Origin of the sequence: Geodermatophilus telluris (genome assembly GCF_900102745.1) — a bacterium.
Taxonomy (GTDB): domain Bacteria; phylum Actinomycetota; class Actinomycetes; order Mycobacteriales; family Geodermatophilaceae; genus Geodermatophilus; species Geodermatophilus telluris.
Genome location: NZ_FMZF01000002.1, coordinates 399,142 through 412,787, shown reverse-complemented (window position 1 = coordinate 412,787; position 13,646 = coordinate 399,142). Strand labels below are relative to the sequence as shown.

13 protein-coding genes and 1 tRNA gene are annotated in these 13,646 nt (G+C 77.0%); 2 read left to right on the top strand and 12 right to left on the bottom strand.

Going from position 1 to position 13,646, the window contains the following annotated elements:
* Positions 1–311 precede the first annotated feature (311 nt).
* The 4 genes from hpt to dacB are packed head-to-tail and all read right to left on the bottom strand — an operon-like array spanning position 312 to position 4,480.
* The gene (gene hpt / locus BLQ97_RS07150) at positions 312–899 is read right to left on the bottom strand and encodes a hypoxanthine phosphoribosyltransferase (protein WP_175471630.1); all 588 of its coding nucleotides are present in this window, start codon (positions 897–899) and stop codon (positions 312–314) included.
* Positions 896–1,924 carry a tRNA lysidine(34) synthetase TilS gene (tilS, locus tag BLQ97_RS07145; protein ID WP_091364704.1) on the bottom strand — a complete coding sequence of 343 codons (1,029 nt, stop codon included), beginning with the start codon at positions 1,922–1,924 and terminating at the stop codon, positions 896–898. Before tilS ends, hpt begins: the two co-directional genes overlap by 4 nt.
* A 13-nt stretch (positions 1,925–1,937) precedes the next feature.
* Positions 1,938–3,023, bottom strand: coding sequence for a zinc-dependent metalloprotease (locus tag BLQ97_RS07140; protein ID WP_217637084.1), 1,086 nt, complete (start codon positions 3,021–3,023; stop codon positions 1,938–1,940).
* Between the two features lie 38 nt (positions 3,024–3,061).
* Complete coding sequence (gene dacB / locus BLQ97_RS07135) at positions 3,062–4,480, bottom strand: D-alanyl-D-alanine carboxypeptidase/D-alanyl-D-alanine endopeptidase (RefSeq protein WP_091364702.1); 1,419 nt, start codon at positions 4,478–4,480, stop codon at positions 3,062–3,064.
* 68 nt (positions 4,481–4,548) lie between these two features.
* Between dacB and BLQ97_RS07130 the strand changes: the two genes are divergently transcribed.
* A complete protein-coding gene (locus tag BLQ97_RS07130) occupies positions 4,549–5,040 on the top strand; it encodes an inorganic diphosphatase (RefSeq protein ID WP_091364700.1) in 492 nt (163 codons plus the stop codon).
* A gap of 96 nt (positions 5,041–5,136) precedes the next feature.
* Here the strand turns inward: BLQ97_RS07130 and BLQ97_RS07125 are convergent, their stop codons facing one another.
* The 7 genes from BLQ97_RS07125 to tmk all read right to left on the bottom strand — a co-directional run bounded on the left by BLQ97_RS07125 (position 5,137) and on the right by tmk (position 11,966).
* Complete coding sequence (locus BLQ97_RS07125; RefSeq protein WP_091364698.1) at positions 5,137–5,910, bottom strand: SAM-dependent methyltransferase; 774 nt, start codon at positions 5,908–5,910, stop codon at positions 5,137–5,139.
* Between the two features lie 22 nt (positions 5,911–5,932).
* Positions 5,933–6,697, bottom strand: coding sequence for a response regulator (locus tag BLQ97_RS07120; protein ID WP_091364696.1), 765 nt, complete (start codon positions 6,695–6,697; stop codon positions 5,933–5,935).
* A 91-nt stretch (positions 6,698–6,788) separates the two neighbouring features.
* Positions 6,789–7,436: a PilZ domain-containing protein gene (locus BLQ97_RS07115; protein ID WP_091364694.1), complete on the bottom strand. Its 648-nt coding sequence runs from the start codon at positions 7,434–7,436 to the stop codon at positions 6,789–6,791.
* Positions 7,437–7,562: 126 nt separating this feature from the next.
* Positions 7,563–9,956: an ATP-binding cassette domain-containing protein gene (locus BLQ97_RS07110; RefSeq protein WP_091364692.1), complete on the bottom strand. Its 2,394-nt coding sequence runs from the start codon at positions 9,954–9,956 to the stop codon at positions 7,563–7,565.
* Positions 9,957–10,051: 95 nt separating this feature from the next.
* Positions 10,052–10,124 (bottom strand) — tRNA-Thr (locus tag BLQ97_RS07105).
* Between the two features lie 46 nt (positions 10,125–10,170).
* Positions 10,171–11,346 carry a DNA polymerase III subunit delta' gene (locus BLQ97_RS07100; RefSeq protein WP_091364690.1) on the bottom strand — a complete coding sequence of 392 codons (1,176 nt, stop codon included), beginning with the start codon at positions 11,344–11,346 and terminating at the stop codon, positions 10,171–10,173.
* Complete coding sequence (gene tmk / locus BLQ97_RS07095; RefSeq protein ID WP_281181392.1) at positions 11,343–11,966, bottom strand: dTMP kinase; 624 nt, start codon at positions 11,964–11,966, stop codon at positions 11,343–11,345. The genes BLQ97_RS07100 and tmk overlap by 4 nt, the downstream gene beginning before the upstream one ends.
* 131 nt (positions 11,967–12,097) lie before the next feature.
* Here tmk and BLQ97_RS07090 point away from each other — a divergent pair, with 131 nt between their 5' ends.
* A complete protein-coding gene (locus BLQ97_RS07090) occupies positions 12,098–12,892 on the top strand; it encodes a trans-aconitate 2-methyltransferase (protein ID WP_091364688.1) in 795 nt (264 codons plus the stop codon).
* On the opposite strand, the gene BLQ97_RS07085 is transcribed toward BLQ97_RS07090, so the two are convergent.
* Complete coding sequence (locus BLQ97_RS07085; protein WP_175471629.1) at positions 12,879–13,640, bottom strand: class I SAM-dependent methyltransferase; 762 nt, start codon at positions 13,638–13,640, stop codon at positions 12,879–12,881. The two genes, BLQ97_RS07090 and BLQ97_RS07085, sit on opposite strands and share 14 nt — an antisense overlap.
* Between the last annotated feature and the right edge of the window lie 6 nt (positions 13,641–13,646).

Genomic DNA, 13,646 nt, shown 5'->3' with positions numbered 1-13,646 from the left:
CGTTGCGCCCGACGGTACACCGGGACGCCTGTGCAGCCCCTGTCCGCGAGCTGGACGGTCGCCGCCGTCACCCGCGCGGGTCCCCGGGGTCGTGTCGCGCCCGGGGACGGGCCCGGAGGGTCCTCACCGGGCGCGACGGAGGCGCCGGGACCAGGTGGGGTACGGCACGCAGTGGCGGGTGCCGGCCGGAGCCGCCCCGCGAGGGCCGTGCCCGAGTGGGGCCCGGAGGGCTCCGCGAAGGGTGCGGCGGATGGGCTCAGCGCAACAGGGGGACGGCAGTTGGCCGCGGTGCGGTCCGGAGGACCGCCGTGTCACGCATAGACCTCGGGCTTGAGCGTCCCGATGTAGGGCAGGTCGCGGTAGCGCTCGGCGTAGTCGAGGCCGTAGCCGACGACGAACTCGTTGGGGATGTCGAAGCCGACGTAGCGCACCGGCACCTCGACCTTGATCGCGTCGGGCTTGCGCAGCAGCGCGCACACCTCCAGCGACGCCGGGCGCCGGCCGCCCAGGTTCTTGAGCAGCCAGGACAGCGTCAGTCCGGAGTCGATGATGTCCTCGAGCACCAGCACGTGCCGGTCGGAGATGTCGCGGTCGAGGTCCTTGAGGATGCGGACGACGCCGGAGGAGCTGGTGGAGCTGCCGTAGGAGGAGACGGCCATGAACTCCATCTGGGTCGGCAGCTGCAGGGCGCGGGCGAAGTCACTCATGAACAGCACCGCGCCCTTGAGGACGCCGACCAGCAGCACCTCGCGGCCGGCGTAGTCGCGGGCGATCTCGGCGGCCAGCTCGGCGATCTTGGCCTGGATCTGCTCCTCGGAGAGCAGCACGTGGTCGATGTCGGGGCCGTAGCCGTGGTCGGGGCCCAGCGCGCCCTGCGGGGCGGAGGCGGTCTCGCTCACGGGTGCTGCTCCTCGGGCTGGGGGACCGGGCGGGGGTCGGCGGCCGGCCGGGCGGTCGAGCCCTCGCAGCCGGCGGGCCGCAGCACCAGCCTGCCAGACGTCCGGAGCGCCCCGGCACCGCCCGGCAGGGTCACCGGCCCCTGCCCCCGCCAGCGGGTCAGCAGCGCGTCGACGGCGGCGAGGTGCACCGCCGCGAGGTCGGGGACGCCGGCGTCGCGCAGCCAGCCGCGCAGCACCCGGCGGCGCAGCGCGGCCGGCAGGGCGGCGAGCTCCGCGGCGGGCAGCCCGCCGTCGCCGGCCAGCCGGGCGCGCTCGGCCCCGGCCAGGGCGTCCAGGGCGTCGAGGTCCTCGCGCAGGAGGTCCGCCGTCCGGGCCAGGGCCGCGGCCACTCCCCCGCCGAGGACGTCCTCGAGCAGCGGCAGCACCTCGGCCCGCACCCGGGCGCGCCGGTGGGCGGGGTCGGTGTTCCACGGGTCGTCCCACACCGGCAGGCCCAGCGCGGCGCAGACCTCGCGGGTGGTCGCCCGCCGGACGGCGAGCAGCGGCCGCCAGTAGGGCGGGCGGTGCGCCACCATGCCCGCCACCGACCGCGGGCCCGAGCCGCGGCCCAGCCCCAGCAGCACGGTCTCGGCCTGGTCGTCGAGGGTGTGGCCGAGGGCCACGCGGGCGCCGTGGGCGGCCGCCGCGCCGTCCAGCGCGGCGTAGCGCGCGGTGCGGGCCGCGCCCTCGGGGCCGCCGCCGGGCCGGACGTCGGCGGTCAGCACGAGCACGGGGTCGAGCCCCAGGCCGCGGGCGAGCTCGGCGGTGGCGGCGGCGCGGGCGGCCGAGCCCGGCTGCAGGCCGTGGTCGACGGTGACGGCGCCGGCCCGCACCCCGGCGCGCGGCGCCTCGAACCCGACCGCGGCGGCCAGCGCGAGCGAGTCGGCTCCCCCGCTGACGGCCACCAGCACCGGCTGCGGGCAGGCGCGCAGGCCGGGGCGGACGGCGCTGCGGACGGCCGCGACCGCCGGGGGCGGCCCGCTCACCGGGGTCCGGGTGTCAGGCGGTCACGGCCGGGCGGCCGTGCACCCGCTCGACCCAGCGGGCGGGGTCGGTGAGCTCCTCGACCAGGGGCAGCGTCTCCGGACCGGACCACACCCGGTTGAAGCCGTCCATGCCGACCCGGTCGACGACGCCCCCGACGAAGTGCCGCCCGTCGGCGTACTGCTTCATCTTCTGCTCCAGGCCCAGCAGGCGGCGCAGCACCCGGTCGAGCGGGTTGCGGCCCTTGCGGCGCTGGGCGAAGCGCTTGCGCAGGGTGCGCACGGAGGGCACCACGTCGGGGCCGACGCCGTCCATGACGAACTCGGCGTGCCCCTCGACCAGGCTCATCACCGCGGTGACCCGGTCGAGCACGGCACGCTGGGCGGGGTCGCGGACCAGCGCCATGAGGCCCTGGGAGCCGGCGTCGTCGTCCCCGCCGCGGACGGCGTCGGCGAGGCCGCGGACCAGGTCGGCCATGCGGTCGCGCAGCGCGTCCGGGGAGAGGTCGGTGGCCTGCACGAACTCGGTGATCTGCGCCTCGAGGTGGTCCTGCAGCCACGGGAAGGCGGTGAACTGCAGCTGGTGGGTGACCTCGTGCAGGCACACCCACAGCCGGAAGTCCGACGGGTCGACGCCCATCCGGCGCTCGGCGTCGACGATGTTGGGCGCCACGAGCAGCAGCCGGCCGCCGGTGCCGAAGACCTCGTACTGGCCGAGCACCCGCGAGGAGAGGAAGGCCAGCAGCCCGCCGGCCTGCACGCCGGTGGCCCGCGAGCCGATCGCGGTGGCCAGCGGCCCGGGGCGGCTCTCCGAGCGCTCGAGCAGGGCACCGGCCAGCGGGTCGAGCAGCGCGGCCATGCCGGCGGTGTTGGCGTCGATCCAGCCCGGCCGGTCGACGACGGCGACCTCGGGGACCGGCCCGCCCTCGACCGGGCGCAGGCCGGTGAGGCCCTCGACGTGCGCCACCGCGGTGGCGGAGGCCCGGTGCAGCTCGGCGACGACGGCCGCGGCCTCCTCCCGGGTGGTCCCGGGTCCGGGCCCGGTCAGCCGGCGGGCGGTGCGCCCGGCGAGCTCCCAGTCGACCAGTGCGCTGCTGCTCATCGCCTCACCGTACGCGGGGGGCCTGGGCGCCCAGGCCCTCAGCTGCAGCCGCAGGCGGCCAGCGCCGCGGCCGCGGCGTCGAGCGCGGCCTCCTCGGGCCCACCGCCGCCCGAGGTGCCGTTGGCCACCAGCGCGTAGGCCAGCAACCGGCCGTCGGCGGTGACGACGGTGCCGGCGAGGCCGTGGACGCCGAGCAGCGTCCCGGTCTTGGCGCGGACGGCGCCGGGGGCGGTCGCGGGGTCGGTGTCGCCGCGGTCGGCCAGCGTGCCGTCGTAGCCGGCCACCGCCAGGCCGGACAGCACCGCCGAGGTGCCCTCGAGCGAGCCGTCGGCGGCGCCGGTGACCAGCCCGGTGAGCACCGCCGGGGTGACCAGGTCCAGCCGGGACAGCCCGCTGCCGTCGTGCAGCTCCACGTCGGCGACGTCGAGGCCCGCCTCCTCCAGCGCCTCGGGGACCGCCTGCGCCGCGCCGTCGAAGCTCGCCGGCAGGTCGCGGGCCAGCGCGACGTGCCGCGACAGCGACTCGGCCAGCAGGTTGTCCGACTGCGACAGCGCCTGCTCCACCAGGCGGGCCACCGGGGCCGACCGGACGCTGCCCAGCGCGGCCGCGCCGTCGGGCGCCTCGCCGAGCTCGACGGTCGCGCCGGGGGCGCCCAGCGCGGCGGCCAGCGCGCGCCCGGCGTCGGTGCCGGGCGAGCCGCTGCGCGGGTCCTCGCCGGGCCGGGTCCGGGCGCCGTCGACGGCGGTGGCGGTGACCGGCGCCGCGTAGGTCGACGGCGCGTCCTCCGGCCCCCAGCCCTCCGCCGTCAGCGGGCCCTCGAACAGCGAGCCGTCGACGACGACGCGGGTCACCGCCGTCCCCGCGGGCAGCGCGGCGCGCACCTGCGCGGCGAGGTCGGCGACGGTGGGCGCGCCCGGGTAGGTGAGCGAGGGTGCTGTCGTCGACAGGGTGGGGTCACCACCGCCGACGAGGACCACCTCGCCCGGGCCGGCCCCGGCGACGACCCGCGTCTCCAGGGTGTCCTCGGGGTCGAGGGTGGTCAGCGCGGCAGCGGCGGTCAGCAGCTTGGCCGTCGAGGCGGGGGTGACCGGGTCGTCGGCGCCCTGCGCGAACAGCGTCCGCCCGTCGGCCACGTCGACCACCTCGGCCGAGACGCCGCCGCCCAGCGCCGGGGCGGCCAGCAGCGGCGTCAGCAGCGCGGTGAGCGCGTCGGGGTCCGGCGCGGGCGCCGCGTCGGACAGCGCGGCGAGCACCGGCCCGGGGGCACCGACCTCGGGCAGCACCGCGGCCGGGCCGGCGGCGTCCGGGACGGCGTCGTCGCCGCGGAGGAACACCAGCCCGGCGACCGCCAGCGCGGCGACGACCACGAGCACCACCACGGTCAGCAGCAGCCGCCTGCGCAGCCGCCCGTAGCTCGGCCTGACCGACGTCGACCCACTCGGCGCGATCGTTCCCACCCCCAGGGAGTGACCCCCGGGCGGACCTGCACCGGTGGACCTGATACCGGTGGGCCACACTACGTGCCGTGCAGTTCGACGTGACGGTAGAGATCCCCAAGGGCCAGCGGAACAAGTACGAGCTGGACCACGCCACCGGACGCATCCGGCTCGACCGGATGCTGTTCACCTCCACCCGGTACCCGGCCGACTACGGGTACATCGAGAACACCCTGGGCCTGGACGGCGACCCGCTCGACGCCCTGGTGCTCCTGGAGGAGCCGACGTTCCCCGGGTGCCTGATCACCTGCCGGGCCATCGGCATGTTCCGGATGACCGACGAGGCGGGTGGGGACGACAAGGTCCTCACGGTCCCGGCCACCGACCCCCGCATGGCCCACCTCCAGGACATCACCGACGTCTCGGAGTTCGACCGGCTGGAGATCCAGCACTTCTTCGAGACCTACAAGGACCTCGAGCCGGGCAAGTCGGTCGAGGGCGCCAACTGGGTGGGCCGCGCCGAGGCCCAGGCCGAGATCGAGGCCTCGATCAAGCGGGCCGCGGAGGGCGGCGGCCACTGACGACCCCGGGGGCCTGCTCCCCCGGCGAGCGCACGACGGACGACGCACGGCGGTGCACCCTCCGGGGGTGCACCGCCGCCGTCGTGTCGGGGCCGGTCAGCCGCCGGTGTCGTGCAGGACGACGGAGCCCTCTGTGTCGTGCAGGACGACGGTCAGGAACCCCAGCTCGCCGCGGTAGCCCTCCAGCCACTGCCGGCGGTGGGTGCGCGCGGCCTCCAGCGCGGCCTCCCGGTCGGCGCCGGCCGCCTCACCGAGCGCCCAGTCGGTGAGCGCCCCGGTCCAGCACCACTCGTACTCGTCCCACTCCGCGCGGGTGCTCAGGTGGCCGTAGCCGGGCTCCAGCCCCGCGCGGCCGGCCTCGGCCAGCAGCCCGGGCAGGTCGGGCAGCTCCCCCGGCTCGGCGCCCAGCCCGGCCAGCGCCGCCGGGCTCGGGCCGGCCTCCCAGAAGCCGTCGCCGAACAGCACCCGCCCGCCGGGGCGCAGGTGCCCCTTCAGCGCGGCGAGGGTGCCGGCCGGGCCGCCGAAGACGTGGGTGGCACCGACGCAGACGACGACGTCGAACGGCCCGGCCCGCCAGGTCGCGGCGTCGGCCTGCACGAACTCGACCCGGCCCAGCACGCCGGCCATCGCCGCGCGGTCGCGGGCGGCGTCCAGCGCGGGGCCGGAGGTGTCCACGCCGACACCGGTCAGGCCCGGGTGGGCGGCCACCAGCGGCAGCAGCCACGCACCGGAGCCGCAGCCGAGGTCGAGCACCCGGCCCTGCGGCGGTGGGGCCAGCCGGTCGAGGAGGCGGTGCAGGCTCGCGTCGGAGACGGGGGCGGCGACGGGGTGCCAGCGGTGGGCGATCGCGCTGAGCCGGGCTCTGTCCACGGCGGCATCCTCGCCGACGCCCTCAGCCCTCGGGGTCGCCGTCCGCCGGGGGCCCCTGGCGCAGCTCGGCGGCCAGCGCGGTGAACACCGCGCAGGTGGCCGGCACCTCGCGGGCCAGGACGGCCGAGACCTCCGCCGGGTCGGGCAGGTCGCCCGCGGCGGCGGCGTCGTCCCAGTCGGCGCAGGCGCGGGCCAGCGGCTCGGCGCCGAGCTCGGCCGCGGCGCCGCGCAGCCGGTGCGCGGCCTGGCCGAAGAGCGCGACGTCGCCGGCGGCGACGGCCGACTCGACGGCGGCGACGGCGGTGGGGGCCTGCGCGACGAAGAGCTCGAGCAGGGTGGCGACGAGCTCGCGCTCCTCGTCGCTGTCGACGGCGCCGAGGTCGCCGACGCGCCGGCGCACCACGCCCTCCAGCGCCGTCTCCGGGGTGCCGAGCACCTCGGCGACGGCCGCGGTCAGCTCCCCGGCGGTGCAGGGCTTCTGCAGGTAGGCCGCGCCCAGGGCCCGGCCGGCGGCGACGTCGCCGGGCAGCGCGCGGCCGCTGAGGAAGACGACCGGGACGGTGGCCGAGCCGGGGTCGGCGCGCAGGTCGGAGACCAGGCCCAGGCCGCTGCCGCCGGGCATGAACATGTCGGTGACCACGACCTCCGGGGTGAAGGCGTGCTCGATCACCGCGCGGGCCTCCGGCGCGGAGGCGACGGCGCGCACCCGGTGGCCGGCCCAGCGCAGGCGGGCCTCGAGCAGCAGCCGGGTGGTGTCCTCGTCCTCGACGACCAGCACCCTCGCCACGCGGTCCTCCTCGTGCGCCCGCGGGTCGGCGGCGTGCCGTCCCGTCCCCGGGGGGATCGGCAGGCGGGGGCCGCTCCTGCAGCCGGGAGGGTCAGATGAGGCCGCGGGAGCGCAGGTCGCGCAGCTCGGCGAAGACCCGGCGCCGGATGGCGTCCTGCCGCTTCTCGCCGAGCCCGAGGAAGCGCAGCGACAGCTCGGGGCGCCCGTCCTCCCGCTCGTGGCGACGGATCACCTCCGCGTCGAAGCGCAGGCGCGTGCCGTCGAGGTCGAGGGTGACCCCCAGGACGGCGCCGACCTCGATCGCCGGCGTCCCCGCGGGCGGCTCGACGAACAGGCAGCGGCTGCCGCCCTCGCTGAGGTCGAGGGTGGCACCGCCGAGGACGCCCTTGCCGAGCTCCAGCTCCAGCGGCACCGCCAGGGGGGCGCGCACGGCCGCCCGGCGCTGCCCGCGCGAGGCGGGACCGGTCGTCCTGACCCGCCAGGTGGGGTCGTCGCCCGCGACGACCTCGACCAGCTCGGCCGGCACCGAGCGCAGCTCCTCGGGCCCGCGCCAGATCAGCTCCACCCGCTCGCCGACGTCGAGGCGCACCCGGCGCTTCGCGGCGTCGGTGCCCACGCTGAGCACCATCTCGCCGCCCGTCACCTGCTCGACGAAGCTGAGCAGCACGTCGTCACGGCTCTCGGCCTTCACGTCGACGACCGCCCGCTCCTCCGGGTGGTCCAGTCCCGGCGTCGCCATGCCCGTCCTCCTGCTCGCTCGCCCGGGGGACGTCCCCCTGGGGTGTCGAGGAGGGCATCGGCACCCGCCTCACCCGACGTGAGCGGAACCCGGCCGCGGATCCCCCGTCCGGGGGACGGGCGCCCCTCAGCGACCGACGTAGGCCGCCAGGTGCTCACCGGTGAGGGTGGAGCGGGCGGCGACCAGGTCGGCCGGCGTGCCCTCGAAGACCACCCGGCCGCCGTCGTGGCCGGCGCCCGGGCCGAGGTCGACGATCCAGTCGGCGTGCGCCATGACCGCCTGGTGGTGCTCGATGACGATCACCGACCGGCCGGCGTCGACGAGCCGGTCCAGCAGCGCGAGCAGGTTGGCCACGTCGGCGAGGTGCAGGCCGGTGGTGGGCTCGTCGAGGACGTAGACGTCGCCCTTCTCGGCCATCTGCGTGGCCAGCTTCAGCCGCTGCCGCTCGCCGCCGGAGAGGGTGGTGAGCGGCTGGCCGAGCGTCAGGTAGCCCAGCCCGACGTCGGCGAGCCGGTCGAGGACCGCGTGCGCCGCCGGCGTCCGCGCCTCGCCCGCGCCGAAGAACTCCTCGGCCTCGGCGACCGACATCGCCAGCACCTCGGCGATGTCGCGGCCGCCGAGCCGGTACTCGAGCACCGACGCTTGGAAGCGCCGGCCCTCGCACTCCTCGCACGGGGACTCCACCGTCGCCATGACCCCGAGCTCGGTGTAGATGACGCCGGCCCCGTTGCAGGTCGGGCACGCGCCCTCGGAGTTGGAGCTGAACAGGGCGGGCTTGACGCCGTTGGCCTTGGCGAACGCCTTGCGGATCGGCTCGAGCAGGCCCGTGTAGGTCGCCGGGTTGCTCCGCCGCGAGCCGCGGATGGCGCCCTGGTCGACGACCACCACGCCGTCCCTCGGCGCGACGGAGCCGTGGACCAGCGAGCTCTTGCCGGAGCCCGCGACGCCGGTGACCACGCAGAGGACGCCGAGCGGGACGTCGACGTCGACGTCGCGGAGGTTGTGGGTGCTCGCACCGCGCACCTCCAGCCGCCCGGTCGGCGTGCGCACCTCGGGCTTGAGCGCCGCCCGGTAGCCGAGGTGGCGCCCGGTGAGGGTGCCGCTCGCCCGCAGCCCCTCGAGGCCGCCCTGGTAGACGATCTCGCCGCCGGCCGTGCCGGCGAGCGGGCCGAGGTCGACGACGTGGTCGGCGATCGCGATCGTCTCGGGCTTGTGCTCGACGACGAGCACCGTGTTGCCCTTGTCCCGCAGCTGCAGGAGCAGCCGGTTCATCCGCTCGATGTCGTGCGGGTGCAGGCCGATGGTGGGCTCGTCGAAGACGTAGGTGACGTCGGTGAGCGACGACCCGAGGTGGCGGATCATCTTGGTGCGCTGCGCCTCTCCCCCGGACAGCGTGCCGGCGGGCCGGTCGAGGGAGAGGTAGCCCAGCCCGATCCCGGTGAACGAGTCGAGCAGGTGCTGCAGGCCGGTGAGCAGCGGGGCGACGGAGGGCTCGCGCAGCGTGCGCACCCAGTCGGCCAGGTCGCTGATCTGCAGCGCGCAGAGGTCGGCGATGCTCCTGCCGTCGATCGTGGAGGACCGGGCCTCCGGGGTGAGCCGCGTGCCGTCGCACTCGGGGCAGGTCTGGAAGGTGATCACGCGCTCGACGAAGCGCCGGACGTGCGGCTGCAGCGAGTCGACGTCCTTGGACAGCATCGACTTCTGGACCCGGGGGATCACGCCCTCGTAGGTCAGGTTGACGCCCTCCACCTTGATCTTGGTGGGCGTCTTGTAGAGCAGGTCGTCCATTTCCCGCTTCGTGTACTGCCCGATCGGCTTGTCCAGGTCGAGGCCGATGCCTTGGAACAGGCGGCCGTACCAGCCCTCCGTGCTGTAGCCGGGGACCATCAGGCCGCCCTCGTTGAGCGACCTCGTCGCGTCGTAGAGCGCCGTGAGGTCGAAGTCGGAGACCGAGCCCATGCCCTCGCACCGCGGGCACATCCCGCCGAGGTAGACGACGTCGCGCACCACGGCCTTCTCGACCCGGCCGCCGGCCTTCTCGGTGCTCATCACCCCGCTGGCCTTGCGCGTCGGCACGTTGAAGGAGAACGCGGTGGGCGGTCCGACGTGCGGCGTGCCGAGCCGGCTGAACAGGATGCGCAGCATCGCGTTGGCGTCCGTGGCGGTGCCGACGGTGGAGCGCGGGTTGGCGCCCATCCGCTCCTGGTCGACGATGATCGCCGTCGTCAGGCCCTCGAGCAGGTCGACCTCCGGCCGCGACAGCGACGGCATGAAGCCCTGGACGAAGGCGCTGTAGGTCTCGTTGATCAGCCGCTGCGACTCCGCGGCGATGGTGCCGAACACCAGGGAGCTCTTGCCCGAGCCCGAGACGCCGGTGAACACCGTCAGCCGGCGCTTCGGGATCTCGACGCTGACGTCCTTGAGGTTGTTCTGCCGCGCCCCGAGCACCCGGATGAGGTCGTGGCTGTCGGCGGCGTGCGGGGCCGGCGACCGCTGGTCGCTGCTGGTGGCGGTGCTCATGCTGCCTCCGTCCGGTGGGCGCCGTCGTCGTCGGCGCGCTCGCTGTCTACCGGATGGGGACGACGTCCGGTGTTCCCCGGACGGGTCAGGAGGAGAGCCGCCTGTCGGAATCGAACCGACGACCTTCTCATTACGAGTGAGATGCTCTACCGACTGAGCTAAGGCGGCGGGCGTGCGGTGCACAGCCTACGTCACGGACCGGGTCGGTCCGCTCTCACCCCGCCGGGAGGCGCAGCGCCACGGTGAGCGCCTCGACGGCCACCTGCGGCTTGACGTTCTGCTCGAGCGCCGTGCGGCAGGCCAGGACGGCGTCGATGCGGCGCAGCGCCCCCTCGGCACCGATCCGGCGGGCCAGCTCCTCGGCGTCGGCCCGCCGGTCGGGGTGGTCGAGCGGCAGCTGCTCGCCGGGCGCGGCGTGCAGCACCAGGGCGTCGCGGTAGAGCCCGGCGAGGTCGACCAGCGCGCGGTCGAGGGAGTCGCGGCCGATGCGGGTGGCCCGGCTCTTCTGCCGCTTCTCCAGGTCCTTGAGCACGCCGGCGCCGCGGCTGGCGGCGGCCACGCCCGGTCCGCGCGCGCCGACGCCGAGGCTGGCCTTGACCGCCTCGGTCTCGGCGCCGTCGAGCTCCGCGGCGGCACGGTCGGACTCCTCCTTCGCCGCGCCGACCAGGTCGTCGGCGGCGGTGAGGCAGGCGGCGAGCGAGACCAGTCGCAGCGGGACGTCGAGCACCGCCTTGCGGGCGAGCCGCGCGGTCTCGTCGCGGGCCAGGTGCCGGGCCCGCCCGACGTGCCCGCCGGCCGCGCCGGCCGCCCAGGCCGCGAGGGCGGCGTCGACGCCGTCGCGGCGCACCAGCACGTCGGCGACGGCGTCGACCGGCGGGGTGCGCAGGCCGACCACCCGGCAGCGGGAGCGGATGGTCACCGGGACGTCCTCGGGGTGCAGGCTGGGCGCGCACAGCAGGAACACCGTCCGCGGCGGCGGTTCCTCGATCATCTTGAGCACCGCGTTGGCCGCCTGCTCGGTCATCCGGTCGGCGTCCTCCACGACGACGACCTGCCAGCGGCCCTGCGACGGGGCCCGCCCGGCCAGCCGGACCAGCTCGCGGGCCTCCACCACGCCGATGGACAGCCCCTCGGGGACGACGGTCTGCACGTCGGCGTGGGTGCCGGCCAGCACGGTGCGGCAGGCGTGGCAGGTGCCGTCGCCGCCGTCGGGGCACTGCAGCGCGGCGGCGAAGGCCCGGGCGGCCACCGACCGGCCCGACCCCGGCGGGCCCGTGAACAGCCACGCGTGGGTCATCGCCGTGGGGTCGGCGACGGCGGCCCGCAGCTCGGCCACCACCCCGGGCTGGCCGATGACCTGCCCCCAGACGCCGCCGGCCGGGGCGCTCACGCGACCCGCCCGGGCAGCAGGGCGCCGACCCGCTCGCGGACGGCGGCGGCGATCTCCCCGGCCGGCCGCTCCGCGTCGAGGACCAGGTAGCGGCCGGGGTCGGCGGCGGCCAGCGCGCGGAAGGTGGCGCGCACCCGCTGGTGGAACTCCAGCGACTCCGACTCCAGGCGGTCGGCGGCGGCGCGACCGAGGGCGCGGGCGAGCCCCGCCTCGGGCGGCAGGTCGAGCAGCACGGTCAGGTGGGGCAGCAGACCGCCGGTGGCCCAGGCCGAGATCCGGCGCACCTCGTCGAGATCGAGGGTGCGGCCGGCGCCCTGGTAGGCCAGCGAGCTGTCCACGTAGCGGTCGGTGAGCACGACCTCGCCGGCCTCCAGCGCCGGGCGCACCACGGCGTGCACGTGGTGGGCGCGGTCGGCGGCGTAGAGCAGCGCCTCGGCGCGGGGCGCGAGGTCGCCGGTGGCCGGGTCGAGCAGCAGCGCGCGGATGCGGGCGCCCGGCGGGGTGCCGCCGGGCTCGTGGGTGATCCGCGCGGGCAGCTCGTGCAGCCCCAGCCAGTCGAACAGCAGCCGCGCCTGGGTGGACTTGCCGGTGCCCTCGCCACCCTCGAAGGCGACGAACAGGCCGCGGCCGGGCGGGCGCGGGTGGGCGTCGATCGCGGGGCTCCTCGGGGCGTGCGGCCGCCGGGCCTCCCGGTGGCCGGTCCACGGTACCGGCCGGGTCCGACGTCCCCGGGGCGCTACGGTCGGGGCCCGTGGACGCCGCCTGGGATCCCGCGCTGTACCTGCGCCACGCCGGGGAGCGGGCCCGGCCCTTCGCCGACCTGCTCGCCCGGGTGGACGCCGACGCGCCGCGGGTCGTCGTCGACCTGGGCTGCGGCGAGGGTGCGCTGACCGCGTCGCTGGCCGCGCGGTGGCCGGGTGCGCGGGTGACCGGCGTCGACTCCTCTCCGGAGATGCTGGCCGCCGCGGCCGCGCACGCCGTCCCGGGCCGGGTGGGCTTCGAGCTCGGCGACGTGCGGGACTGGCGGCCGGCCGCACCGGTCGACGTCCTGGTGAGCAACGCGGTCCTGCACTGGGTGCCCGGGCACGCCGCGCTGCTGGCCCGCTGGGCCGCGGAGCTGGCGCCGGGCGGGTGGCTGGCGGTGCAGGTGCCGGGCAACCACGCCGCGCCGACGCACCGGCTGCTGGCCGACCTGTGCACCTCGCCGGCCTGGGCCGGGCGGCTGGCCGCCGCCGCTCCCCCGCCGGACCCGGTGCCCGAGCCGGCCGGCTACCTCGACGTGCTGGCCGGCGCGGGCCTGGCGGCCGACGTGTGGGAGACGACGTACCTGCACGTGCTGCGCGGCCCCGACCCGGTGCTGAGCTGGGTGCGCAGCACCGTGCTGCGGCCCGTGCTGGCGCTGCTCGACGACGACGCCGCGGCCGCGCTGACCGCCGGGTACGCCGCGGCGCTGCGGACGGCCTACCCGGCGCGCCCGGACGGGACGACGGTGCTGCCGTTCCGCCGGGTGTTCGCGGTGGGCCGGGCGCCGCTCAGCGCAGGGTGAGCCGGTGGGCGTCGGTGCGGTGGGGCAGCTCGAGGACGTCGCGGCCCCGGGTGTCGGGGTGGGTGGCCAGCAGGTCGCGGATGCCGCCGAGGAAGGCCGCGCGGGCGGCCGGGGTCATCGTGGCCACGTAGCTGCGGGTGCCGATGCCGGCGACGACCTGCTCCGGCGTCACCCGCTGCACGGTGCCCGACCCGGTCGTCTCGACGTCGGCCGGCAGGGCACGGGCGAACGCCTCGACCACGCCCTGGTCGGCCTCGTGCCCCCGGGCCTCGGCGGCGAGGGCGGCCCCGAGCGCGGCGACCCACGGCACCCGCTCGTCGCGGACGTTCCAGACGAACCCGACCACGCCGCCGGGTCGCAGCACCCGCCGCAGCTCGGGCGCGGCGGCGTCCGGGTCGAACCAGTGCGCGGCCTGCCCGGCGACGACGGCGTCGACGCTGCCGTCGGCCAGCGGGACGTCCTCCGCGCCGCCCACGTGCGCCGGGACGCCGGGGTGGCGGGCGCGCAGCTGGTCGAGCATCTCCGGTGACGGGTCGACGGCGACCACCTCGTGCCCGGCGGCGAGCAGGGCGTCGGTGAGCAGGCCGGTGCCGGCACCGAGGTCGAGCACCCGCAGCGGCCGGTCCCCGAGGAGGAAGGCCACCGCGTCGGCGGGGTAGCCCGGCCGGAGTGCGGCGTAGTCGGCCGCGACCGACCCGAACGACGTCCGCCGCCGCTGCCAGGCGGCGGGGTCGATCGAGCCGGTCACGGCAGG

Excerpts from the sequence above, each read along its gene's own strand:
- BLQ97_RS07140 (WP_217637084.1), bottom strand. The coding sequence starts at position 3,023 with ATGAGCAGCAGCGCACTGGTCGACTGGGAGCTCGCCGGGCGCACCGCC.
- BLQ97_RS07115 (WP_091364694.1), bottom strand. The coding sequence starts at position 7,436 with ATGGCGACGCCGGGACTGGACCACCCGGAGGAGCGGGCGGTCGTCGAC.
- BLQ97_RS07110 (WP_091364692.1), bottom strand. The coding sequence starts at position 9,956 with ATGAGCACCGCCACCAGCAGCGACCAGCGGTCGCCGGCCCCGCACGCC.